Raw genomic sequence first — 23,547 nt, 5'->3', positions numbered from 1 at the left:
TGCTCGACCGCGTGACCTACCGCTACGACGCGGCCAACCAACTGCTGGAGATCGGCTACCCCTCCGGCCTCGCCATCGGCTACCCGCGCAACGCCGGCGGCCAGGTCGCCAGCGTGACCCTGGCAGTGGGCGACAAGGCGCCGAGCACCCTGGTCGGGCAGATCGCCTACCTGCCCTTCGGCCCGCTGCTGCGCCTGACCTGGGGCAACGGCATCACTCTCAGCCGCGAGTACGACCAGGACTACCAACTGCTGCGGCAGAAGGTCGGCCCCTGGCAGAGCGACTACCAGCACGATGCCAATGGCAATATCCAGCAGCACCGCCACAGCCTCTGGGGCACCCTGGACTACCAGTACGACCCGCTGGACCGCCTGACCGAGGAACGCGGCGTCCAGGGCGGGCGCAGCTACGCCTACGACGCGGTCGGCAACCGCACCCAACGCAGCGACAACCCCGCCTCAGGCGGCACCGCCAGCAGCCAGGACTACCAGTACTCGCCCGACAGCAACCGATTGACCGCCATCGGCGCGCAAGCGGTGACCAGCGACGCCGCCGGCAACCTCACCCAGGACCGCGCCGCGCGCAAACTGGCCTACGACGCCCAGGGCCGCCTGCAAAGCGTCAGCCGCGACGGCCAGCAGGTCGCCGAATACCGCTACAACGCCCTCGGCCAGCGCATCGTCAAGCTCACCCCCGAGAGCATCACCACCTACCTCTACGGTCCCGACGGCCAGTTGCTCGGCGAAGCCGAACACGACGGCAGCGGCCGGAAACTGCGAGCCCAGTACTACCTGTGGCTGGACAGCCTGCCGCTGGCCACCATCGACGCCGACTACGACGCCCAGGGCAAGGTCGGCAACCCGACCCTGCTCTACCTCCATGGCGACCACCTCGACACCCCGCGCCTGGCTACCGACGCCAGCGGCCAGATCGCCTGGCAGTGGCAGTCCGACGCCTTCGGCCGCGGCGAAGCGCTGAGCCAGGGCAGCACCCAGGTCAACCTGCGCTTCCCCGGGCAGTACTACGATGCGGAGAGCGGGCTGCACTACAACTACTTCCGCGACTATGATCCGGAGACTGGGCGGTATGTGGAGAGTGATCCGATTGGGTTGGCAGGAGGACTTAATACATATGTATATGTCGAAGGAAACCCCCTTGCCTATGTAGATGAATGGGGGCATTCAAAAACCAATGGAAAGCATGCAAACAAATCAAGCCCAATGACAGTGGGCGACTTTAACAAGAACTCTGACCCTGCCAAGATACAAGAAGCAATCAGAGAGGCCGAAACCAATGGGAAAAACGCACATGCAAAAGCACTCAAGGGGCTACTGAAAGTAATTAAACGTACTAAAAGCCTAACCCCGAATGGTGTTATAGAGGATATCCTGGAAAATATATGTGAAACCCATCCTGAGGAACCGGCCTGCAAAATATTTACTCCACCTCCCGCTATAGTTTGGTGCAAAGAAGGAGAAACTTCGCCTCCCTTACCCCCTATGTCCAGTTTAAGTTCCCCGGACCGACCAGAAATTATAGATCTTGGCCAGCTATAAGGATCGCCATATGACCACCAGCGACGGAATAACAGATAGCGACTGGGAAAGCATTATCATTTCTGCAGAGGAGATTGCCGAGTTGACAGGCAGGGAGATAGATGCTCGCTTTGCTCAAAAAAAGATACTTTCCCAGCTAGATAGATTGGAGAAAAAATATGGCCGCCTTCCAACCATACTAAGCACAAAAGCGGACTATATCGACTCTACTGACGAGCGGCTATCTTTACTCAAAGAGGCATATATAACGGCTGACGAAATTCAGGACAAAAAAAACAAGGTATTTATCAGCGGTTCCATCATAGAAATCTATCTAGAATTGCCAGAAAAAAAATCCTTTGCCCAGTACTGGTTAGAAAAATTCGAGAGCGACCTGAAAGACTATCCCAAGGACGAATATCTTCTCGATCTACACGTGCAGTTCAATAAAAAACTTAATCAGCTAAACCCTAGCAATCAGTAAATAAAATAATAGAGAAAGGGGAAGGTACGGAAAAATGGAAATATTTATTTCCCATATAAACCAGAAGCCGTCCTTCTTCAATTCCTTAAGAGAAAAGGGGGCAGATTTATTTCTACTACTCTAATTTCAGCGTCTGCGCCCACGCTGAACTACTCAAAGCAAATAACTCACTCAAGCATGCGCCCTTACCTAGGCATCGCGAAGTTCCTTTACGGCATCTGCTCTGGAGCCTCCATGCTAGAAAAGTGGGCAGGCACACAGTGTTATGAGTACAATACTGGCCACAAACACAACGGGATGGATCCCCATTACCATATATGGCAAATGAACAAGTCCCCTAATGGGTGCTTCTGGAATAAAAAAAGAGGACTGGCAGACACTCACCTCGTACAACCCAGCGGACTATCGTCCTGCTCATCGTACTAAAGTTGGACTAGTCAAAACGGAGGTTAAGCTATGGAGTTCAAATGCATCGGGTTCGATGTCAGGCTCCCCGAAAGTCTCGATAATATTTCAGCCGACGCCACAGCTTGGCCGCAAGACACTAAACTTTATGAGAGGGCGCTTAATAGTCTAAAACTTCAAGAGAACGCGTTGCAGCTAATCCAGATAGATACGCAAGAACAACTAGTGGAGCTTCAAGGTCTTATCAAGGCAGAGGGGAATGGCTCTGTTCTATTATCAATGGAAGTGTACAGCGAAGTAATTGTCGCACTAAAACTCTCTCGTTTTCGTGATTTCAACTCAACTCAGGCCAGCATAGCCAGTTGGACCGAACTGGGACTGGATGTATGCGATATAAACGGATATTTCTCTATACTTAAAATGGAGACTTCAATCTCTCAAGAAAGATTAATGCTGCCAAAAGAGATTGAGAAGGCTCACGCAATTTGCGAAGCAGCCAACATTCTCATCAAAGAGCACGCCCCCTTCGTTACTATAAAGTTGCGACACTATTCAGGCTCTGCATGAATCAAAAAATAACGCAGCCCTGATTGCAGCGGCAGAGAAAAGGGGACCAGAGAAAGGGGACAGATTTATTTTTACTACTCTAATTTCAGCAACTGCGCCCACGCTGAACTACTCAAAGCAAATAACTCGCATAAACCATGCGCCCTTGCCTAGGCATCGCGAAGTTCCTTTACAGCATCTGCTCTGAGAAAAGGGGACAGACTTATTTTTACTACTCTAATTTCAGTGACTGTGCCCACGCTGAACTACTCAAAGCAAATAACTCGCTAAACCATGCGCCTTTGCCTAGGCATCGCGAAGTTCCTTTACGGCATCTGCGCTGGAGTCTCCATGCTAGAAAAGTTAGAGTAGAGAAAATAAATCTGTCCCCTTTATGGTCGCCAGTGTGGAGGTAAAGCCCCTGATCGATGTGAATGGCTTGAGCAAAACAAAAATAACTATCGCCCTGACCAGGTTAAGGCAAGCCAAAAAGCATGGGGATGTCGTAGAAGTAGGCATGGTCGTTAAACTTAAATAGTGGAGTACGAAATGATTGACGACCTTGACGAGTCATCCTCAATACTTAGGCTGCTCGTTGCAGACTCACTTAAAAGATGGACAGATAATGCTCTTCTTGGTCTGCTAAGTGAACAGGATGCTATTGTTAGAACCGCCGCAGCTCGAGAGCTACAGATGAGAGGGGGGCGTGACATATTTGAGAAAGTTCAGCATCTATCTGGAAACGAGAATCCCGAGACTCGGGAGATTGCAGCTTTCATTCTTGGGCAAATTGGAACACCTAAAATGCCTTTTAAGGATGAATCGCTTCCGACCCTGTTATCGCTTGCAGATGATGAGGATGCGGGGGTTCGATCAGCCACTGCTGCTGCATTTGGACATTTGTGCTATGAAAGTATGCCTCTCAATGTAGAGAAATGCTTAATTAAGCTTTGCTCTGACAGTAATGAAAGTGTCAGGGCATGTGCAGCATATGCACTAGGTAACTCTTCTGGAGGAAAAGAAGTTCGAATTTTACTTGAAAAGCTTTTGGCTCAAGAAGGAGTTGGCGAATATGCCGAGCTTGGGCTTGAAATTCTTGAGGCCAAAAAAAATAAATAATGAAATATTGAATGATGGATGTAAAGTGCACGTTGGGGGACGCTGTTGAGGACTTCCCGAGTCAGGTGAAATGTACCGATCCCGTTACCCTGCTTCCCGATGAAGCAGGTGAGTTTCTCTGATACCGAGACGGCCAGCTTGCAAGCGGCATGCTGGCCGGCTTGGTCCGATCAAACCCCAATATAGAACTGGGGGAACTGCGGCGCCGGTCCGACAGTCCGCTTGCCGTCACTTTCTCCGATAGCTTTTCTTGCCGCCCGGCGTCAGGCAGTACACCCCTCCGCGCGGGCCTGTGCAGAACGAGCCGCTGCCACAGGCACAGCCCTGCGTCGTGCCTTGCAGACGCTGTACGGCGGGTTGTCCGGTACGTCCGCCGGCGTTGCCGAAGTAGGCCGCGCAACTGCGCTTCGAGGCGCTGATGGAGCCGTCGTTGCAGAGGAAGATATCGCCGTCGCAACCGGCGATACCGCCTTTCTTTCCCGAGCAGGGGCTATTGGCAGCCAGCGCCGGAAGTGCGCAGACCGACAGGAGGAAGAGGGCAGTCGAGGCGAAGAGTCCGAATTTCATTGGCGAAGCTTCCGTGCGAATGATGGCTGCATGCTATCTCAGGCGCGCGCCGTGCGCTTTCGCGAGCGCGCCGATTACATGGCCTTGCCCGAGCCTTGACAGCTCCTTCCGACGGGGCTTATAAGTGGCGCCATCAGGTCGTGCGCATCAGCGTCGATGTCGCGGGACCGAACCTAACGCATACGCACAGAGCAAATGGGCTCTCCCGGGGTTACCCGGGAGGGCCTTTTTTCGTCCCGAAAAAATAACAACAAGAGGTGATACCCATGCGTCACGGCGATATTTCCAGCAGCAACGACACCGTCGGAGTGGCGGTGGTCAACTACAAGATGCCGCGCCTGCACACCGCGGCGGAGGTCCTGGACAACGCCCGGAAGATCGCCGACATGATCGTTGGCATGAAGCAGGGCCTGCCCGGCATGGACCTGGTGGTGTTCCCCGAGTACAGCCTGCAGGGCATCATGTACGATCCGGCGGAGATGATGGAAACCGCGGTGGCGATCCCCGGCGAGGAAACCGAGATATTCTCCCGCGCCTGCCGCAAGGCCAACGTCTGGGGCGTATTCTCCCTCACCGGCGAACGGCACGAGGAGCATCCGCGCAAGGCGCCGTACAACACCCTGGTGCTGATCGACAACAACGGCGAGATCGTCCAGAAGTACCGCAAGATCATTCCCTGGTGCCCCATCGAGGGCTGGTATCCCGGTGGCCAGACCTACGTCAGCGAAGGGCCGAAGGGCATGAAGATCAGCCTGATCATCTGCGACGACGGCAACTACCCGGAAATCTGGCGCGACTGCGCGATGAAGGGCGCCGAGCTGATCGTGCGCTGCCAGGGCTACATGTATCCGGCCAAGGACCAGCAGGTGATGATGGCCAAGGCCATGGCCTGGGCCAACAACTGCTATGTGGCGGTGGCCAACGCCGCCGGCTTCGACGGCGTGTATTCCTACTTCGGCCACTCGGCGATCATCGGCTTCGACGGTCGTACCCTCGGTGAGTGCGGCGAGGAGGAAATGGGTATCCAGTACGCCCAGCTGTCGCTTTCGCAGATCCGCGATGCGCGCGCCAACGATCAGTCGCAGAACCACCTGTTCAAGATCCTCCACCGCGGCTACAGCGGCTTGCAGGCGTCCGGCGATGGCGACCGGGGCCTGGCGGAGTGTCCGTTCGAGTTCTACCGCACCTGGGTCACCGACGCCGAGAAGGCGCGCGAGAATGTCGAGCGACTGACCCGCTCGACTACCGGTGTGGCGCAATGCCCGGTCGGCCGGCTGCCTTACGAGGGACTGGAGAAGGAGGCCTGACGGCAGACGCCGCCAGCCCGGCGTGCCGTCGTGCGGCACGCCGTCTCCGCCATTTCCCCCTGTGGCAGAAGGAGTTTCATCCATGCCTTTTCTGAGCGACATGCTCGACCAGTCCCGCCGGCAGCAGGACGAGGAACAGGCCCTGGCGCGGGAGAATCTTGCCGAGGCAAGTCTGCTCCAGGCCCACCTGAGTCACCGCAGCGCCCTGCACAGCCGTTTCCGTTTCGACCCGGCGGCGGTGATGGACTGCCTGCGCGCCGAGGTGCTCGGCCAGGATCCGGCGCTACAGGCCGTCGAGGACATGCTCAAGGTGGTTCGCGCGGACATCGCCGACCCGCGCCGTCCGCTGTTCAGCGCACTGTTCCTCGGCCCCACCGGGGTCGGCAAGACCGAGATCGTGCGCGCCCTGGCCAGGGCCCTGCACGGCGACGCCGAGGGGTTCTGCCGGGTGGACATGAACACCCTGTCCCAGGAGCACTATGCCGCCGCCCTCACCGGTGCGCCGCCGGGCTACGTCGGGGCGAAGGAGGGCACCACCCTGTTGGAGCAGGACAAGCTGGACGGCAGTCCCGGGCGCCCCGGCATCGTTCTCTTCGACGAACTGGAGAAGGCCAGCCCGGAAGTGGTCCATGCGCTGCTCAACGTACTCGACAACGGCCTGCTGCGGGTCGCTTCCGGCGAACGCACCTACCATTTCCGCAATACCCTGGTGTTCATGACCAGCAATCTCTGCGCCCATGAGATCCAGCGCTACGACGAGCGTCGCCAGCGCCTGCCCTGGCGCCTGCTGCCGGTCGGCGGCGAGCGCCGGCGGCGGGACATCGACGGGATGGTCCGGGCCCGGCTGCTGAAGACTTTCTCGCCGGAGTTCGTCAATCGTCTCGATAGCGTGGTCACCTTCAACTGGATCGAACGCGACGTCGTCGCGCGCTTGGTCGAGCTGGAGGTGCAGCGGCTCAACCGGCGCCTGGAGAAGCATCGCTGCCGCCTGGAGGCGACCCCGGAGGTGCTGGCGAAGATCGCCCGCGCCGGCTTCGACCGGCAGTTCGGCGCCCGTGCGTTGCGCCGCAGCGTCCGTCATCATCTCGAGGTACCGCTGGCCGAGCATCTGCTCGACCACCACCAGCCGGGCGACGGGAACTGCACGACCTACCTGGCGAGCCTGGAGCACGAGCGGGTTCGCTTCGTGCGGCGCTGAGCGACAGTCACAGGAGAGGAAACGGATGGGATCGCACCAGGAGCGGCCGCTGATCGGCCTGCTGTTCTCCGAAACCGGCGTCACCGCCGATATCGAGCGCTCGCAGCGCTATGGCGCATTGCTTGCGGTCGAGCAACTGAACCGCGAGGGCGGCGTCGGCGGTCGCCCGATCGAAACGCTGTCCCAGGACCCTGGCGGCGACCCGGACCGCTATCGGCTGTGCGCCGAGGACTTCATTCGCAACCGGGGGGTACGGTTCCTCGTGGGCTGCTACATGTCGCACACGCGCAAGGCGGTGATGCCGGTGGTCGAGCGCGCCGACGCGCTGCTCTGCTACCCGACCCCCTACGAGGGCTTCGAGTATTCGCCGAACATCGTCTACGGCGGTCCGGCGCCGAACCAGAACAGTGCGCCGCTGGCGGCGTACCTGATTCGCCACTACGGCGAGCGGGTGGTGTTCATCGGCTCGGACTACATCTATCCGCGGGAAAGCAACCATGTGATGCGCCACCTGTACCGCCAGCACGGCGGCACGGTGCTCGAGGAAATCTACATTCCGCTGTATCCCTCCGACGACGACGTGCAGCGCGCCGTCGAGCGCATCTACCAGGCGCGCGCCGACGTGGTCTTCTCCACCGTGGTGGGCACCGGCACCGCCGAGCTGTATCGCGCCATCGCCCGTCGCTACGGCGATGGCAGGCGGCCGCCGATCGCCAGCCTGACCACCAGCGAGGCGGAGGTGGCGAAGATGGAGAGCGACGTGGCAGAGGGGCAGGTGGTGGTCGCGCCTTACTTCTCCAGCATCGATACGCCCGCCAGCCGAGCCTTCGTCCAGGCCTGCCATGGTTTCTTCCCGGAGAACGCGACCATCACTGCCTGGGCCGAGGCGGCCTACTGGCAGACCTTGTTGCTCGGCCGCGCCGCGCAGGCCGCAGGCAGCTGGCGGGTGGAAGACGTGCAGCGGCACCTGTACGACATCGACATCGACGCGCCCCAGGGGCCGGTCCGGGTGGAGCGCCAGAACAACCACAGCCGCCTGTCTTCGCGCATCGCGGAAATCGATGCGCGCGGCGTGTTCCAGGTCCGCTGGCAGTCGCCCGAACCGATTCGCCCCGATCCTTATGTCGTCGTGCATAACCTCGACGACTGGTCCGCCAGCATGGGCGGGGGAGCGCTCCCATGAGCGCCAACTCGCTGCTCGGCAGCCTGCGCGAGTTGCAGGTGCTGGTACTCAACCCGCCGGGAGAGGTCAGCGACGCCCTGGTCTTGCAGCTGATCCGCATCGGTTGTTCGGTGCGCCAGTGCTGGCCGCCGCCGGAAGCTTTCGACGTGCCGGTGGACGTGGTCTTCACCAGCATTTTCCAGAATCGCCACCACGACGAGATCGCTGCGCTGCTCGCCGCCGGAACTTCGCGCACTACCCTGGTGGCGCTGGTGGAGTACGAAAGCCCCGCGGTGCTCTCGCAGATCATCGAGCTGGAGTGCCACGGCGTGATCACCCAGCCGCTCGACGCCCACCGGGTGCTGCCTGTGCTGGTATCGGCGCGGCGCATCAGCGAGGAAATGGCGAAGCTGAAGCAGAAGACCGAGCAGCTCCAGGAACGCATCGCCGGCCAGGCCCGGATCAACCAGGCCAAGGCGTTGCTGATGCAGCGCCATGGCTGGAACGAGCGCGAGGCGCACCAGTACCTGTCGCGGGAAGCGATGAAGCGGCGCGAGCCGATCCTGAAGATCGCTCAGGAGTTGCTGGGAAACGAGCCGTCCGCCTGAGCGATCCGGGCCGACCAGAACAATAACAAGAGGGGTATCGTCATGATGCTGGGACTGGTTCTGCTGTACGTTGGCGCGGTGCTGTTTCTCAATGCCGTCTGGTTGCTGGGCAAGATCAGCGGTCGGGAGGTGGCGGTGATCAACTTCCTGGTCGGCGTGCTGAGCGCCTGCGTCGCGTTCTACCTGATCTTTTCCGCAGCAGCCGGGCAGGGCTCGCTGAAGGCCGGAGCGCTAACCCTGCTATTCGCTTTTACCTATCTGTGGGTGGCCGCCAACCAGTTCCTCGAGGTGGACGGCAAGGGCCTCGGCTGGTTCTGCCTGTTCGTCAGCCTCACCGCCTGCACCGTGGCGATCGAGTCGTTCGCCGGCGCCAGTGGTCCGTTCGGCCTGTGGAACGCGGTCAACTGGACAGTCTGGGCGTTGCTCTGGTTCTGTTTCTTCCTGCTGCTGGGGCTGTCCCGCAGCATCCAGAAGCCGGTGGCCTACCTGACCCTGGCCAGCGCCATATTCACCGCCTGGTTGCCCGGCCTGCTGCTGCTCGGGCAGGTGCTCAAGGCATAGCAGGAAGTCGGAAAGGGATGGCGGCTTGCCGCCATCCCGTCCCTTCCGAACTCCTAGCCGAGCGGCCAGTTGATCACCACGACGGCGTCGTTGTAGTCGTTGTCGGTGCCGTCTTCAGAGCCGACCAGGGCGAAGTTCAGCTCGTTGGTCAGGATTACCTGTGCCGAGACCAGATCCGAGGGGCGGCCGTTGACGCTGACCTGGACCTGTACCTTGCCACTGCTGCCGGAGTTGAGCACCTGGGTGCCGATGACGGCGTTATTGGTGCTTTGCCCGCTGAAGGTCGCGGCCGTCTCGTTGTTGACCAGCACGTTCACCGTCTGGGTTCCGGACGAGTTGGCGAAGGCGGTGACGCCGAACCGGGTGTTGGCGGGAAGGGTGAACACTCCTTGTGTTGCCATGGTGTATCTCCACTGAATACCTGGCCTGCCTTTTCAGGCAGCCGTCTGGCGCGCGGTATGGCGTGTCGGGAGAAATCCGCAGTCCTTGGCGGCAGGCGATGCGCAGGCAGGAAGGACGCATCGTTCAGCCAATCTACGCCGTCGACCGGGCGCGGCCACTGGTAGAGTTCGCAGGAGGGCTACAGGGGGGGCCTGGCACTGGCGATGCATGGTCCGGTGCCGGTCTATGGCAGCCGCCTGCCGGCCCGCTCGTTCGATTGTTACGCTGTCTGTAACGATCTATTGCCGATGCCGGCAGGCCAGGGGCGATTGTCTCGAAATATACTGCGTCACCTGGTCGCCGCAGCGGCGACGGCTACCCACTGGCCGTCGTCCGGGTCGCCGGTTCCATCCCGGCCGCGCCAACCCCCGCATTCAGGCCCCGCTGCGGCGACTGCATTCCCGCTGGATTCGAGGCTCGTACCCTATGACTCCCGATCAACGATTTGCCCGTTGGGTTCAAGTCGCTATCGCGGTATTCGTGTTGCTGTTCGTCTACTTCCTGGTCGCCGACCTGTGGATGCCGCTCACCCCGCAGGCCCAGTTGACCCGGCCGGTGGTGCGCGTCGCGCCGCGTGTCAGCGGTCAGGTCGCCGAGGTGCTGGTGTCCAACAACGGCCACGTGCAGCCCGGCGAAGTATTGTTCCGCCTCGATCCCGAGCCTTTCCGACTGGCCGTGCGCCAGGCCGAACTGGCACTGGAGGAAGCCGAGCGCACCAACCGCGAGCTGGATGCCGCCATCGCCTCGGCCAAGGCCGACCTCCTGGCCGCGCGCAGCAGCGCCGGCGAGCTGGACAGCGAGGCGCGCCGCACCGCCCAACTGGTGCAGCGCCACCATGTGTCGCAGCAGATGCACGAGCAGGTCAGCGCCCAGGCCCAGGCCGCCCGTGCCCGGGTCGCCGCGGCCCAGGCGCGGATCGGCGAGCTGACCGCGCGACGCGGCACGGGCGGCGAGGACAACCTGCGCCTGCGCCAGGCGCGCAATGCCCTGGCCCAGGCTCGTCTGCAACTGCAATACAGCAGCGTCCGGGCCGACCGCGCCGGGACCCTGAGCAACCTGCAACTGACCCCGGGCACCTACGTTCCGGCCGGAACGCCGGTGGCGGCGCTGGTGGACGACCGTATCGACATCGTCGCCGACTTCCGCGAGAAATCGCTGCGCTACGTGCGCCCTGGCGACCGTGCGGCGGTGGTGTTCGACGCGCGTCCCGGCGAAGTGTTCGGCGCGCGGGTGGCGGCCATCGACGCCGGGGTCAAGGAGGGCCAGCTGGACGCCAACGGCGACCTCGCCGCGCCGGTCACCTCCGACCGCTGGGTTCGCGACGCCCAGCGCCAGCGCCTGCACGTGGTGCTCGACGAACTTCCCGAAGGCCTGCTGCCCACCGGTGCCAAGGCCACCGTGCAGCTCTATCCCGGCGACGGCCTGAGCCATCTGCTCGGTCGCGCGCAGATCGTCGCCATCAGCCTGCTGCACTACGTCTACTGACGCCATGCCGGCCAAGCTCGTGATGTCCGCCAACGACCTGCGTCAGTGCCTGCGCATCGCCGGCGGCGGCACCCTGGGGTTCTTCGTCTGCAAGCTGATGAACTGGGACTACGGCTCGTTCTTCGGCGTCTACCCGATGCTGCTGCTCGGCCTGACGCCGGTGATCAACCTGCACATCGTCCGCCAGTTCCTCGCCAACTCGGTGGTGATCAGCGTCGAGGTACTGGTGCTGTACGGGTTGTTCGGCGACCGGCCGTTGCTGATGACGCCTATCGTCTTCGGCCTCTTCGTCTACCGCTTCGCCCTGATGGCGCGCGGCCCGCTGTTCTTCTTCGGCGCACTGAGTTCGGTGTTCCTCTCGATGCTGCTGCACTTTGCCAGCTATCCGGACGTCGATCTGTTCGACATGCTCGCCAGCAACATGGTCGCCACCTGGCTGACGGTGGCCATCGCCGTGCTGATGTTCTACCTGTTCCCCGACGTCGAACCGCGGTCGCCGCGCCAGGCGCCGGCCAAGGACGCCCCCAGCCGGCGCCACGAGACGCTGCTCGGGGCCACGGTGGCAACCTTGTCCTTCGTGGTCTTCCAGACCTTCGACCTGAAGGACTCGCTGTCGGCGCAGATCGCCTCGATCCTGGTGTTGTTTCCCATGCACTGGAAGGGCGTGCACTTCGCCGGGCGCATCCGCGCCCTCGGTACGCTGCTCGGCTGTGCGCTGGCGGTGGGCTTGCAGGTGCTGCTCTACGATCACTACGACATCCTGCCCTTCGTCGCCCTGTTGCTGTGGATCTCGGCGATGTTCTGCGCGCGCATCCACATGCTGGAGAACGGCGTACCGGGGATCGGTTTCGGCGCGCTGACCACCCTGGCGATCGTCCTCGGCCAGTACCTGACGCCAACCCACGACATGATGTACAGCGTGCTCTACCGATTTACCTCGGTGTGCTTCGCGGTGCTGATCACGCTGATGACGGTGCTGGTGATCCACCTGTTCCTCAACCGCTTCGCCGCCACCCGGCACTACAGCCACTGAGGCCTCAGGCGCGCCGGCCCGGCCAGTTGACCAGCGCGACGCCGAGCATCACCAGCAGCATGCCGCCGATCGCCGCCGGCGCCAGGCGCTCGTCGAACAGCAGCCAGGAGGCCAGCGCGGTCACTGGCGGCACCAGGTAGAACAGGCTCGCCACCTTCGACGCGGCGCCATGCCGTATCAACGTGTAGAGCAGGCCGACGGCGCCGAACGAGAGTCCCAGCACCAGCCAGCCGAGGGTCAGCACGAACGGCGTGCTCCACTGCACCTCGCGGCTTTCGAAAAGCAGGGCGGCGAGGCCGAGCAGGGCGCCGCTGGCCAGGTACTGGACGACGCCGCCGGTGCGCAGGTCCATGCCGCCGCAGAAGCGCTTCTGGTACAGCGTGCCGCAGGTGATCGCCGCCAGTGCCACCAGCACCGCGGCCCAGGCCAGGCCGTCGGCGCCACCGTGGATGCGGCCGAGTACCACCAGGGCTACGCCAGCCAGGCCGAGCGCCAGTCCCAGCCATTGCCGGCGGCTGACCTGCTCGCCGAGCCAGATGCCGGCCAGGGCCGCGGTAGCCAGCGGTTGCAGGCCGACCAACAGGGAGGTCAGGCCGGCCGACATGCCGTGCTCGATGGCGAGGAACACCCCGCCCAGGTACAGGCCATGGACCAGCAGGCCGGCGACCGCGACATGCCCGGCCAGCCGTGCCGAGCCCGGCCAGGGCGCACCGCTGAGCAGGGCGAAGGCGGCCAGCAGGGCGGCCGCGAGGAGCAGGCGGATGGCCAGGAAGGTGAAGGGCTCGGCGTACGGCAGGCCGAACTTGGCGCCGAGGAATCCAGTGCTCCAGAGCAGCACGAAGAGCAGCGGCATGCCGCTGCCGAGCCAGGCGGGTGTGCGCATGCAAGGTCCTCGTCGGGAGGTGGCGGGACGGTCGTGGCGCCCCGCGCGTGTCGGTGTCAGTCCAGCAGCGAGCGGCCTCGCTCCAGGTAGGCGCGCATTTCCGTCTCGGGCACCATGCCGCCGCCGGTGGCCCAGACCAGGTGGGTGGCATTGGCCAGGCGCGCCGAGGTCAGCCCCATGCGTTCGCGATAGCCCTGCGGCTCACGGGTGACCCGGGCGATGCCCGGCGCGCCGGCCAGGGCCGAGGGTTCCAGGCGGATGCCCTGGCTGCGCTCGAGCAAGGCGAGCAGGCGGAACAACTCGTCGTCGTCCACCGTGTAGTAGCCGTCGAGCAGGCGCTGCATGGCGCGGCCGACGAAGCCCGACGGACGCCCCACCGCCAGGCCATCGGCGGCGGTGCGGTTGTCGATGCCGAAGTCCTGCACCGAAACCTGCTCGTGGCGGCCGGTATAGACGCCGAGGAACATGCAGGGCGAATGGGTCGGCTCGGCGAACAGGCAGTGCACCGCGTCGCCGAACGCCAGCTTGAGGCCGAAGGCCACCCCGCCGGGACCGCCGCCGACCCCGCAGGGCAGATGGACGAACAGCGGGTGCTCGCTGTCGACGCGGATGCCGGCGGCGTCCAACTGGCCGCGCAGTCGCTCGGCGGCGACGGCGTAGCCGAGGAACAGGTCGCGGGAGTTTTCGTCGTCGACGAAATGGGTGTAGGGATCGCCGGCCGCTTCGCGGCGGCCCTGTTCCACCGCGACACTGTAGTCGGAGGCGTACTCCACCACCGTCACGCCGTGGGCGCGCAGCTTGTCCTTCTTCCACTGGCGGGCGTCGGCGGACATGTGCACGCTGGCCTGGAAGCCCAGCGCGGCGCCGATGATGCCGATGGAAAGGCCCAGGTTACCGGTGGAGCCCACCGCTATCCGGTGGCGGGCGAAGAATGCCTGGCAATCCGCCTCGGCCAGCCGCGAGTAGTCGTCGTCGAGGCCGACCAGGCCGTGCTCCAGGGCCAGGCGCTCGGCATGGGCGAGCACTTCATAGATGCCGCCGCGGGCCTTGATCGAGCCGGAGATCGGCAGGTGGCTATCGCGTTTCAGCCAGAGCCGGCCGGGCAGTTCGGCGGCGTAATGCTGGCGCAGGGCATCGTGGAAGGTGGCGACCTCGACCAGGTCGGACTCGATGATGCCGCCGCTGGCGGCGGTTTCCGGAAACAGCCGGGCGATCAGCGGGGCGAAGCGCTGCAGGCGGGCGCTGGCGTCGGCCACGTCGGCGGCGCCGAGGCCGACGTCGGCCAGGGCTTCGGCGCTCGGCGCGATGGCCGGGTTGAACCACTCGCTCGGACGCAGGGCGATGAGGTCGGCCAGGCGCGGGAATTCGGCGAGCCAGTCGGCCTTGGGTGTTCCGAGAATCAACGGCAGTACTCCTGTGGCGGGTAGGGCGGCGAAGGCACAGAGGATATACGCCTGGCCGGCGTTTTTCCTCGTACCCGGCAGGCAAGGCAGAACGCCTCTGCGGCGAAAGGCTTTGCACACGCGAGAATGTGCCGCATGCTTGATATCTTGAACAAGCGATGCGTATTTTGTACGCGGCCGCCGCCCGGTGCGGCATCCGCGATACCAACAAGGATAAGAAGTCATGACTATCGAAGGCCAAGGCTCACTCGCCGAACGGCTGGCTGGAGTTGAAGAAATCGAATGCGTCACCCCCGACCTCAACGGGGTGCCGCGCGGCAAGGTGATGACCGGCGAGGGCTTCCTCAGCGGCCGGCGCCTGCAGCTCGCCCGTGGCGTGCTGCTGCAATGCATCATGGGCGGCTACCCGCCGGCGCGCTTCTATGGCAGCGACGATGGCGACCTGGCGCTGGTCGCCGAGCCGACCCAGGTCCATCGCCTGCCCTGGAGCAACACTCCGCGCGCCTTCGCCATCTGCGATGCGCAGGAACTGGATGGCACGCCGTCCGGGTTGTCCACCCGCGGCCTGCTCAAGCAGGTGGTGGCGCGCTACGCCGCCCACGGCTGGCAACCGGTGGTGGCCACCGAACTGGAGTTCTTCGTCTTCGCCCCGAACACCGATCCCAACGAGCCGTTCCAGGCCCCGCTGGGGCCGGATGGCCGGCGCGAGCTGGGCTATTCGGCCTTCAGCGTGTCTTCCAACAACGGTCTGCGGCCGTTCTTCGAGGACGTCTACCGCTGCATGGATGCGCTGGGCCTGGTGCGCGACACCTTCATGCACGAGATGGGCACCAGCCAGTTCGAGATCAACTTCCTGCATGGCGACCCGGTCCTGCTGGCCGACCAGACCTTCCTGTTCAAGCACCTGCTCAAGGAGGTCGCGCTCAAGCACGGCCTGATCGTGGTGTGCATGGCCAAGCCGCTGGCGAAGACGCCGGGCAGCTCGATGCACATCCACCAGAGCATCGTCGAACTGGACGGCGGGCGAAACATCTTCAGCGAAGCCGATGGCGAGCCTTCCGCCGCGTTCCGCCACTTCATCGGCGGCCAGCAGGCCTGCCTGGCGGACTTCACGCCCTTCTTCGCGCCGCATGTGAACTCCTTCCAGCGCCTCTGCCATCCCTACGCTTCGCCGAACAACGCCTGCTGGTCCCACGACAACCGCGCCGCCGGCCTGCGCATCCCGGCCAGCGGAGCCTCCGCGCGGCGCGTCGAGAATCGCCTGCCGGGCGCCGACGCCAACCCTTACCTGGCCATCGCCGCCAGCCTGGCCGCCGGTCTCTACGGCCTGGAGCACGAACTGGAGCCGAGCCCGGCGATCCAGGGCGAGTTCGAGGTACCGGAGGAACTGACCCTGCCCTGCACCATGTACGATGCCCTGCGGCGCCTGAAAGGCAGCGCGCTGGCGCGCGAACTGTTCGGCAGCGAGTTCGTCGAAGGCTACGTGGCGACCAAGAGCATGGAGCTGACCAGCTTCTTCGACGAGATCAGCCCCTGGGAGCGTCGCGTCCTGGCAGCCCAGGCCTGATCCACCGTGGTACTTTCCTAGCCCTGTGTCACCCCCTGCCGCCTCGCGGCGGCAGGGTCGTGGTGTTGGGTGCCGGCTTCGGCATCCTGCGTCCTGTCCCGGGGGGCCTCCCCGGGACTCCAACGCTGTGCGAGCCGGGCAGTCCGCGAGCGGCGCCGGCTCCCTTGTACGGGACCGGAGGTCCGATGCGGCGGATTTTCTTCTCTTTTCGCGCTCTCTATTTCGCTACCCTGCTGATGCTCACCGGCTCCGGCCTGCTCAGCACCTACCTGGCGCTGCGCCTGGCGGCGGACAAGGTCGACGGCCTGTGGGTCGGCGCGCTGATGGCAGCCAACTACTTCGGCCTGGTGCTGGGCGGCAAGGTCGGTCACCGGCTGATCGCCCGGGTCGGACACATCCGCGCCTACGTCGCCTGCGCCGGGGTGGTCACCGCCGCGGTCCTCGGCCATGGCCTGCTGCCCTGGCTGCCGGCCTGGATCGCCTTGCGCATGGTGATGGGCCTGGGCCTGATGTGCCAGTACATGGTGATCGAGAGCTGGCTCAACGAGCAGGCCGATGCCAGCCAGCGCGGCGCGGTGTTCGGCGGCTACATGGCGGCTTCCTACCTGGGCCTGGTGCTGGGCCAGATGATCCTGGTGGCGCATCCGCAACTGGGGCCGGAATTGCTGATGCTGGTGGCCTTCTGCTTCGCCCTGTGCCTGGTGCCGCTGGCCCTGACCCACAAGATCCACCCCGCAGCGCTGCGCCCGGCGCCGCTCGAACCACGCTTCTTCATCCGCCGGGTGCCGCAGTCGCTGACCACCGTATTGGTCTCGGGGCTGGTGGTCGGCTCCTTCTATGGCCTGGCGCCGCTGTATGCCAACCAGTTGGGGTTGCCCAACGAGCAGGTCGGCCTGTACATGGGCGCCTGCATCTTCGCCGGGCTGCTGGTGCAATGGCCGCTCGGCTGGCTGTCCGACCGTCGCGACCGCGCCTGGCTGATCCGCGCCTGCGCCATCCTGCTGTGCCTGTTCGCCTTGCCGCTGGCATTGTTGCAACAGATGCCGCTGGCGTTGCTGCTGGCCCTGGGAATCGCCGCGAGCATGTTGCAGTTCACCCTCTATCCGCTGGCAGTGGCCTTTTCCAACGACCATGTGGAGACCGAGCGACGGGTTTCGCTGACCGCCATGCTGCTGGTGACCTTCGGCGTCGGCGCCTGCATCGGGCCGCTGGCGGCCGGCGCGCTGATGCGGCTGTTTGGCGCTAACATGCTATATGCGTTCGTCAGCGCCTGCGCGCTGATCCTGGTCTGGCGGGTCCATCCGGAGAAGGTCAGCGGCCTGCACCGGGTCGACGACGCGCCGCTGCACCACGTGCCGACCCCGGACAACATGACCAGCTCCCCGCTGGTCGCGGCGCTCGATCCGCGGGTAGACGAACAGGCGGTGCAGGAGCAGATGGTCGATGGCGAGCCCGACGCGCCGCAGGCCGACGGTGCGACGCAGAACTGAACTCCGCTCGCCGCGGGAGCCGATAGGCAGGAGAGGTTGCGATGAGTCCGACGCTTTCCCTTCACCTGATGGTGCGCAATCTGCCGCCCGGGCAGCGGCGGCCGAAGATCGCCCAGGCCATCGGCGAGGAGAGCGCGGGACGCTTGCAGCGGGTATTGCTGGAACGCGCCCTGCGCCTGCCCGATCGCGGTTTCAGCGCCCGCATCCTCTGGTTCGACGACGATCTGGACAGCGATCTGCAGGCGCTGGCGGTGGCATTGGGCTGGAGCCTGATGAGCCAGCCGGCCGGCGACCCCGGCGAGCGCATGCGGCGTATCGCGGCGCTGGGGTTGGCGGAAAGCGAGGCGGTACTGCTGATTCGCCACGACTGCCCGGTGCTGGACGGCGACTACCTGGAAGCGGCCTGCACCGCCCTGGGCCGCCACCAGGCGGTGCTGGGGCCGGTGGAGCGGGGCGGCTACGCGCTGCTCGGCCTGACCCGGGTCGACCCGCTGTTGTTCGAGTCGATGCCCTGGGGCGGAGACCGCCTGCTGGCGCTCACCTGCGAGCGTCTCCGGCAACTGGGCTGGGAGCATCACCTGTTGCCGGCGCTCTGGGACGTCGACCGTCCCGAGGACCTGCCGCGCCTGGCGGCGCTGGGGCTGGTCCTGTGAAACTCAGAACAGTTCGTCTTTCTCGAAGCGCCGCGCTTCGCGCTGTAACTGGTAGACGAAGCGATCCACCTGACGCTGGGCGAGGCCGCTCATCTCGCTGAAGCGGACGCCGGCGAAGGTCGCGTCGAGCTTTTCGTCGAAGCGCACGTGACGCAGTTCGATCGCGCTACTGATCGCGCCCTGTGGCAGCTGGGCGCTGAAGTCTTCGTAGATCTCGCCGGGATGCAGGCGTTCGGCGACATTGCCGGCGAAGCGCAGCTTGGCGCCGGTGGCGGAGATATCCAGCAGTTGTCCGCTCAGCGGCGCGCGGAGTTTCTCCCCGGCAATTTCCGCGGCGATCGGCTGGCTCTGCTTGATGCTGGCGCGGTAGGCGTTGCGGCGCTGGTGGTAGAGCACTTCGGCGGGAAGGGCGGCCCAGTAGCAGGGAACGCCGTCGTGTTCGCCGAACTGCACCGGGCGCTCGCATTCCCAGGCGATACGCACGCCTTCGTGGAAGGCTTCGACGCGAAACGCCTCGCCATTCTGCAGGAAACGTTCGCCGGTGTTGGGGATGAGTTCGTCCAGCGCGACCATCCCGCGGTCGCGGTCGATGTCCACCAGGAAGCTCTGGAAGCGCTGGTTGCGATCGGCAAAGGTGATCAGCAGGGAGTCGCGGCTATCCTGCAGCAGGCGCAGGTTGGCCTGGATTTCCACGGGGGCCTTGAGCACCTTCGGGGGTTGCGGCCCCGCTTCTTCGACGAACGGGTTGGGCACCTTCAATGCTCTCCTGGGGCACGAATGCCTCAATGATAGCACTGTGCCTTGATACGTGTGCTGGTCGGGTTCAGGCCTGGCTGAGCGGGCGTTGCCGGCTGCTCGAGGCGGTGCCGCCGCGGCTGTCGTACAGGCTCGGGGCGTCCTGGCCGCGGAGGATGTTCAGCAGGCTGCCGGTGGAAGCCTGGTTGGCGCGGATGATCCGCCCGTTGCGCAGGTTGGCCTGCTGGCAACGCTCCAGCAGTTCGCCCAGTTCGTCGCCGCGCGCCAGCAGCTCGGCGCCATCCGCGCGCTCGCGGGCGTAGCGGGCAAGGCCTTCGCGGTCGAGGGAAACGCCGGCTTCGCGGAGGATTTCCGCGCGGGCCCGGCCATTTCGCTCCAGTTGCTGCATCAGTGGCTGCTTGGCCCCGAGAAGCTGTTGCAGGACCGGCAGCTCGCGCCGTTCCAGGGCCTGGAATTCTTCGTCGACCAACTGCAGGAGTTGGCTGGCGTGGCCGATATCCTCGGCGAACAGATCGAGCAGGGTAGGGGAGTCAGGCATCTCGGGCTCGGGAGTTCATTCGGCGTCCAATGTCCTCCAGCGCGTCCTTCGAGGTCAGCGCTGGGATTCGAAGTCGAGCAGCTTGCTGGCAACACGCTCGCTGTCGACCTGATAAGTGCCATCGGCGATCGCTTGCTTGATCCGGGCAACCTTATCGTTGTCGACCACCGGCAGGGTCTGCAGCTGGTCCGTGACTTTCTGCATGTTCTGGGCGGTTTCGCTGATCTGCACCGACTCGCCGCTCTTCGGAGCGGAAGTCGCGGCCTGGCCTGCCTTGTCGGCGCCAGTGGCGTCGGGGCGACCTGCGGCGGTGCTGCCGGTACGGCCGGTGGTGGCTGGCGTGCTGCCGGGATTCAGCCGGTTGAAGTCGATGACCATGGTTGTAAACCTCGAAGGTATTGGACGCTTGCCTAGCTTTTCGGCGAAGGCTTGAAAAACTTTAGGACTTATTTTCGTGCGTCGTTTCCCAGTTTAGAGAAACCCGCCGGGGTAGCGCCAGCGCTACCGGCCACGGCTTTCCCTCTACATATTCACCTCGACCGTGCCGGGTTCTATCACGCGGGCCTTGATTATCCGCTGCGAGCGCAGGTTGCGCACGCGGATCTGCTGGCCCGGGGCGCCATCGGACAGCGCCTCGCCGGGCATCTTGACGTTGATGGTGGCGGTGCGTGCGAGGATCACCACCTGGTCGCCCTTGCGCACGGCCTCGGCCTGCTCGAGGAAGACCGGCGCCAGCACCTGGTCGTTGACCACCGGTCGGCGCAGCTTCTGCCCGACGACGCGGGCCGGATCGGTCAGGTAGCCCTGGGTCAGCAGGCCGACGTCGCGCTCGACCAGGGCGATGTCGGCATCCTCCAGCACGTGCGCGCGCTTGAGTGGCTGCACCGCGACCACTACCTGGCGGAACAGTTTCACCTGCGCCGGCATGAAGATGGTCCAGGGCGCACTGCCTTCGCAACTGATGCGCACGGTGACCCTGCCGATCGGTTGTGCCGGACTTTCCTGGCTGAGCGTCAAGTCCCTGTCGCATTCGGCCAGGCGCAAGCGCGGGTCGACGCGATTGACCTGAATCTGGTAGCGCCCGTCGAGTCCGCTATTCTGCAGATATTCTTCTACCTTGAATTCAAGAAACCCCTGGGTGGAGCCGATAAGTACCTCGGGAGCGGTAAAACCCTGGGCCTGGCTGTTGTTAGCCGCGCACAGGTAGCCGAGCCCGAGCAAAACGGGTAAAAACCGTAGAGAAGTATGGCTACATGCCATTATTCGTCGAAAAACTGTCGTTGCCTGTTTCATGCAACGGGTTAAGCAATGGTCGTGCCGGAGTCCGGCACGACCGTCTGAGGGGAGCGCCAATGGCCGGTGTTTTGGATTCAGTCAACCAGCGTACGCAGTTGGTCGGACAGAACCGTCTGGAGCTGCTTCTGTTCCGCCTGGACGGCAACCAGCTCTACGGCATCAACGTCTTCAAGGTGAAAGAGGTGTTGCAGTGCCCGCGCCTGACGGTGATGCCCAAGTCCAGCCCGGTGGTGCGCGGGGTGGCGAACATCCGCGGAGGCACCATTCCGATCCTCGACCTGGCGCTGGCCACCGGCCGCCGCGGGTTGCAGGACCTGACCAACAGCTTCGCGATCATCACCGAGTACAACACCAAGGTGCAGGGCTTCCTGGTGCGCTCGGTGGAGCGCATCGTCAACATGAACTGGGAAGAGATCCATCCGCCACCCAAGGGCGCCGGCCGCGAGCATTACCTGACCGCGGTGACCCGGGTGGACAAGCAGTTGGTGGAAATCATCGACGTGGAAAAAGTGCTCGCGGAGGTCGCACCGACGTCCGAGGAAGTGTCCCACGGAGTGGTGGACGCCGAGACCCAGAGCCGCGCGGTGACCAAGCGGGTGCTGGTGGTGGACGATTCGTCGGTGGCGCGCAAGCAGGTAATCCGTTGCCTGGAGGCGGTCGGCGTGGAAATGACCGCGCTCAACGACGGGCGCCAGGCCCTGGAGTACCTGCAGAACATGCTCTCCGAGGGACGGCGTCCGGAAGACGAGCTGCTGATGCTGATCTCCGACATCGAAATGCCGGAAATGGACGGTTATACCCTGACGGCGGAAATCCGTAGCGATCCCCGCCTGCAGAAACTGCACATTCTCTTGCATACTTCGTTGTCCGGGGTCTTCAACCAGGCGATGGTGAAGAAGGTCGGTGCGGACGACTTCCTCGCCAAGTTCCGTCCGGACGATCTGGCGGCGCGGGTGGTGGAGCGGATCAAGGCGGTGGACGCGGGCTGAGCGATCGGCCCTCGACAACAATGTGAATACGGGCGACCGGCTGCGTTCCGGTCGCCCAGGGCGAAGAGGCTTATGCGTGTCGGCAGCTAATGCGGATTTCGAGTTGTTCAGGGTCTTCCTCGAGAAGACCTGCGGCATTGTGCTGGGCAGCAACAAGCAGTACCTGGTCTCGAGCCGGCTGAACAAGCTGATGGAGCAGCAGGGCATCAAGAGCCTGGGAGAGCTGGTGCAGCGCATCCAGACCCAGCGCGGCGGCCTGCGCGAGATGGTGGTGGACGCGATGACCACCAACGAGACCCTGTGGTTTCGCGATACCTACCCGTTCGAGGTGCTCAAGCAGCGGGTTCTTCCCGAACTGATCAAGGCCAACGGCGGGCAGCGCCTGCGGATCTGGTCGGCGGCCTGTTCGTCAGGCCAGGAGCCATACTCGCTGTCGATGGCCATCGACGAGTTCGAGAAGACCAACCTGGGGCAGTTGAAGGCGGGCGTGCAGATCGTCGCCACCGACCTGTCGGGGTCGATGCTCACCGCCGCCAAGGCCGGCGAATACGACACCCTGGCGATGGGCCGCGGTCTGTCCCCGGAGCGTCTGCAACGCTATTTCGACGCCAAGGGACCGGGGCGCTGGGCGGTCAAGCCGGCGATCCGCAGCCGCGTCGAGTTCCGTGCCCTGAACCTGCTGGACAGCTACGCCAGCCTCGGCAAGTTCGACATGGTGTTCTGCCGCAACGTGCTGATCTATTTCTCCGCCGAGGTGAAGCGCGACATCCTGCTGCGCATCCATGGCACGCTCAAGCCTGGCGGCTACCTGTTCCTCGGCGCCTCCGAGGCGTTGAACAACCTGCCCGACCACTACCAGATGGTGCAGTGCAGCCCGGGCATCATCTACCGGGCCAAGTAGCGCAAGGAAGCGGACCCGCGCCAGGTTGCGCCGGGGGTGACCTGGCAGCCTGGCGCGGGTCCGCTTGGGACGGGCAGGTGGGACGAGACTTTCGCCCACTGCCCAGGCTCCGAGCGCCACGCGCGGCGGCGCCGTCGCAGCCCGCTCGGCACAGGACGGCTGGCTCGGAGCGGGGCAGTTTAGGACTGCGCGATCTAGTTGTATTGACAGATATTTCTGATAGTCAGGTGATCTGGCAAGTTGCCGCTTTGCCGGGGAACTGCTTACATGATTCAAGCCTTCCCTCGATCCGCCACGCCTACCAGGAGACTTCCATGGCCATCACTGCGCTGCCCTCGGCCGATGGGCAAGAGTTGACCATCCAGATCCAGGGGCGCTTCGACTTCGGGGCCCATCAGGATTTCCGCAACGCCTACGAGCGCGTCGCGATCACTCCGCGACGCTATGTCGTCGACCTGCGCAACGCCACTTACCTGGACAGCTCGGCCCTCGGCATGCTCCTGCTGCTGCGCGACCACGCCGGCGGCGAGAACGCGCAGATCAGCCTGGCGAACTGCAGCCCGGAAGTGCGCAAGATCCTCGCCATCTCCAACTTCGAGCAGTTGTTCAAGATCAGCTGA

General features: G+C 63.8%; 25 protein-coding genes. 17 read left to right on the top strand and 8 right to left on the bottom strand.

Annotated elements, in window-relative coordinates; genetic code table 11:
• From LJF27_RS27515 to LJF27_RS27500, 4 genes are all read left to right on the top strand, one after another.
• Positions 1-1,556 (top strand): RHS repeat domain-containing protein (locus LJF27_RS27515; protein WP_196694257.1); only part of this gene is annotated, 1,556 nt, incomplete at its 5' end.
• A 10-nt stretch (positions 1,557-1,566) separates the two neighbouring features.
• On the top strand, positions 1,567-2,019 hold the full coding sequence (locus LJF27_RS27510) for a hypothetical protein (RefSeq protein WP_023117049.1): 453 nt from the start codon (positions 1,567-1,569) through the stop codon (positions 2,017-2,019).
• A gap of 456 nt (positions 2,020-2,475) precedes the next feature.
• Complete coding sequence (locus tag LJF27_RS27505) at positions 2,476-2,991, top strand: hypothetical protein (RefSeq protein WP_031651696.1); 516 nt, start codon at positions 2,476-2,478, stop codon at positions 2,989-2,991.
• A gap of 528 nt (positions 2,992-3,519) precedes the next feature.
• Positions 3,520-4,089, top strand: coding sequence for a HEAT repeat domain-containing protein (locus tag LJF27_RS27500; RefSeq protein WP_078450959.1), 570 nt, complete (start codon positions 3,520-3,522; stop codon positions 4,087-4,089).
• A gap of 228 nt (positions 4,090-4,317) precedes the next feature.
• On the opposite strand, the gene LJF27_RS27495 is transcribed toward LJF27_RS27500, so the two are convergent.
• Positions 4,318-4,656 (bottom strand): hypothetical protein, encoded by a 339-nt coding sequence (locus LJF27_RS27495; RefSeq protein ID WP_003091758.1) that lies wholly within the window; start codon positions 4,654-4,656, stop codon positions 4,318-4,320.
• 266 nt (positions 4,657-4,922) lie between these two features.
• Here LJF27_RS27495 and LJF27_RS27490 point away from each other — a divergent pair, with 266 nt between their 5' ends.
• From LJF27_RS27490 to LJF27_RS27470, 5 genes are all read left to right on the top strand, one after another.
• Positions 4,923-5,963 (top strand): aliphatic amidase, encoded by a 1,041-nt coding sequence (locus LJF27_RS27490; RefSeq protein ID WP_003091756.1) that lies wholly within the window; start codon positions 4,923-4,925, stop codon positions 5,961-5,963.
• A gap of 82 nt (positions 5,964-6,045) precedes the next feature.
• The gene (locus tag LJF27_RS27485) at positions 6,046-7,161 is read left to right on the top strand and encodes an AAA family ATPase (RefSeq protein ID WP_017149237.1); all 1,116 of its coding nucleotides are present in this window, start codon (positions 6,046-6,048) and stop codon (positions 7,159-7,161) included.
• A 25-nt stretch (positions 7,162-7,186) separates the two neighbouring features.
• Positions 7,187-8,344, top strand: coding sequence for an aliphatic amidase expression-regulating protein AmiC (gene amiC, locus LJF27_RS27480; protein ID WP_003117566.1), 1,158 nt, complete (start codon positions 7,187-7,189; stop codon positions 8,342-8,344).
• Positions 8,341-8,931 (top strand): transcriptional antitermination factor AmiR, encoded by a 591-nt coding sequence (gene amiR, locus LJF27_RS27475; RefSeq protein WP_023117048.1) that lies wholly within the window; start codon positions 8,341-8,343, stop codon positions 8,929-8,931. The genes amiC and amiR overlap by 4 nt, the downstream gene beginning before the upstream one ends.
• A gap of 42 nt (positions 8,932-8,973) precedes the next feature.
• On the top strand, positions 8,974-9,492 hold the full coding sequence (locus LJF27_RS27470; protein WP_003098725.1) for an AmiS/UreI family transporter: 519 nt from the start codon (positions 8,974-8,976) through the stop codon (positions 9,490-9,492).
• 53 nt (positions 9,493-9,545) lie between these two features.
• On the opposite strand, the gene lecB is transcribed toward LJF27_RS27470, so the two are convergent.
• Positions 9,546-9,893, bottom strand: a complete 348-nt coding sequence (gene lecB / locus LJF27_RS27465) for a fucose-binding lectin LecB (RefSeq protein WP_003098728.1) — start codon at positions 9,891-9,893, stop codon at positions 9,546-9,548.
• 466 nt (positions 9,894-10,359) lie between these two features.
• On the opposite strand from lecB, the gene LJF27_RS27460 reads away from it, so the two are divergent.
• Both LJF27_RS27460 and LJF27_RS27455 read left to right on the top strand, forming a co-directional pair.
• Entirely contained in the window at positions 10,360-11,418 is a 1,059-nt protein-coding gene (locus LJF27_RS27460) for an HlyD family secretion protein (RefSeq protein WP_023117047.1), read from the top strand.
• A gap of 22 nt (positions 11,419-11,440) precedes the next feature.
• Entirely contained in the window at positions 11,441-12,451 is a 1,011-nt protein-coding gene (locus LJF27_RS27455) for a DUF2955 domain-containing protein (RefSeq protein WP_003122410.1), read from the top strand.
• A 4-nt stretch (positions 12,452-12,455) separates the two neighbouring features.
• Here LJF27_RS27455 and LJF27_RS27450 read toward each other — a convergent pair whose 3' ends face one another.
• Together LJF27_RS27450 and dsdA are read right to left on the bottom strand one after the other, a co-directional pair.
• Complete coding sequence (locus LJF27_RS27450) at positions 12,456-13,334, bottom strand: DMT family transporter (protein WP_003098734.1); 879 nt, start codon at positions 13,332-13,334, stop codon at positions 12,456-12,458.
• 56 nt (positions 13,335-13,390) lie between these two features.
• A complete protein-coding gene (dsdA, locus tag LJF27_RS27445; protein WP_014602658.1) occupies positions 13,391-14,737 on the bottom strand; it encodes a D-serine ammonia-lyase in 1,347 nt (448 codons plus the stop codon).
• Positions 14,738-15,062: 325 nt separating this feature from the next.
• Between dsdA and LJF27_RS27440 the strand changes: the two genes are divergently transcribed.
• From LJF27_RS27440 to LJF27_RS27430, 3 genes are all read left to right on the top strand, one after another.
• Positions 15,063-16,304: a glutamine synthetase family protein gene (locus tag LJF27_RS27440; RefSeq protein ID WP_003119633.1), complete on the top strand. Its 1,242-nt coding sequence runs from the start codon at positions 15,063-15,065 to the stop codon at positions 16,302-16,304.
• 185 nt (positions 16,305-16,489) lie between these two features.
• Entirely contained in the window at positions 16,490-17,794 is a 1,305-nt protein-coding gene (locus LJF27_RS27435; protein WP_003098737.1) for an MFS transporter, read from the top strand.
• A 41-nt stretch (positions 17,795-17,835) separates the two neighbouring features.
• Positions 17,836-18,447, top strand: a complete 612-nt coding sequence (locus LJF27_RS27430) for a TIGR04282 family arsenosugar biosynthesis glycosyltransferase (RefSeq protein ID WP_003113134.1) — start codon at positions 17,836-17,838, stop codon at positions 18,445-18,447.
• A 3-nt stretch (positions 18,448-18,450) separates the two neighbouring features.
• On the opposite strand, the gene flgZ is transcribed toward LJF27_RS27430, so the two are convergent.
• The 4 genes from flgZ to flgA all read right to left on the bottom strand — a co-directional run bounded on the left by flgZ (position 18,451) and on the right by flgA (position 20,962).
• Entirely contained in the window at positions 18,451-19,242 is a 792-nt protein-coding gene (gene flgZ, locus LJF27_RS27425; protein ID WP_003119635.1) for a flagellar brake protein FlgZ, read from the bottom strand.
• Between the two features lie 28 nt (positions 19,243-19,270).
• Entirely contained in the window at positions 19,271-19,741 is a 471-nt protein-coding gene (locus LJF27_RS27420) for a flagella synthesis protein FlgN (protein ID WP_003091733.1), read from the bottom strand.
• A gap of 54 nt (positions 19,742-19,795) precedes the next feature.
• Positions 19,796-20,119 carry a flagellar biosynthesis anti-sigma factor FlgM gene (flgM, locus tag LJF27_RS27415; RefSeq protein WP_003098742.1) on the bottom strand — a complete coding sequence of 108 codons (324 nt, stop codon included), beginning with the start codon at positions 20,117-20,119 and terminating at the stop codon, positions 19,796-19,798.
• 144 nt (positions 20,120-20,263) lie between these two features.
• Positions 20,264-20,962 carry a flagellar basal body P-ring formation chaperone FlgA gene (flgA, locus tag LJF27_RS27410; protein WP_003098745.1) on the bottom strand — a complete coding sequence of 233 codons (699 nt, stop codon included), beginning with the start codon at positions 20,960-20,962 and terminating at the stop codon, positions 20,264-20,266.
• A gap of 131 nt (positions 20,963-21,093) precedes the next feature.
• Here flgA and LJF27_RS27405 point away from each other — a divergent pair, with 131 nt between their 5' ends.
• The 3 genes from LJF27_RS27405 (at position 21,094) to hsbA (ending at position 23,547) form a co-directional block, all read left to right on the top strand.
• Complete coding sequence (locus LJF27_RS27405) at positions 21,094-22,026, top strand: chemotaxis protein CheV (RefSeq protein ID WP_003098747.1); 933 nt, start codon at positions 21,094-21,096, stop codon at positions 22,024-22,026.
• Positions 22,027-22,102: 76 nt separating this feature from the next.
• Positions 22,103-22,927 (top strand): protein-glutamate O-methyltransferase CheR, encoded by an 825-nt coding sequence (gene cheR / locus LJF27_RS27400; RefSeq protein WP_003091728.1) that lies wholly within the window; start codon positions 22,103-22,105, stop codon positions 22,925-22,927.
• A gap of 314 nt (positions 22,928-23,241) precedes the next feature.
• Complete coding sequence (gene hsbA / locus LJF27_RS27395) at positions 23,242-23,547, top strand: anti-anti sigma factor HsbA (protein ID WP_023117046.1); 306 nt, start codon at positions 23,242-23,244, stop codon at positions 23,545-23,547.

The organism is Pseudomonas sp. 203-8 (assembly GCF_020708595.1).
In the GTDB taxonomy this organism is placed as follows: domain Bacteria; phylum Pseudomonadota; class Gammaproteobacteria; order Pseudomonadales; family Pseudomonadaceae; genus Pseudomonas; species Pseudomonas aeruginosa.
Note: the sequence above shows the minus strand (reverse complement) of the source record. Positions and strands in the feature narration are given on the sequence as shown.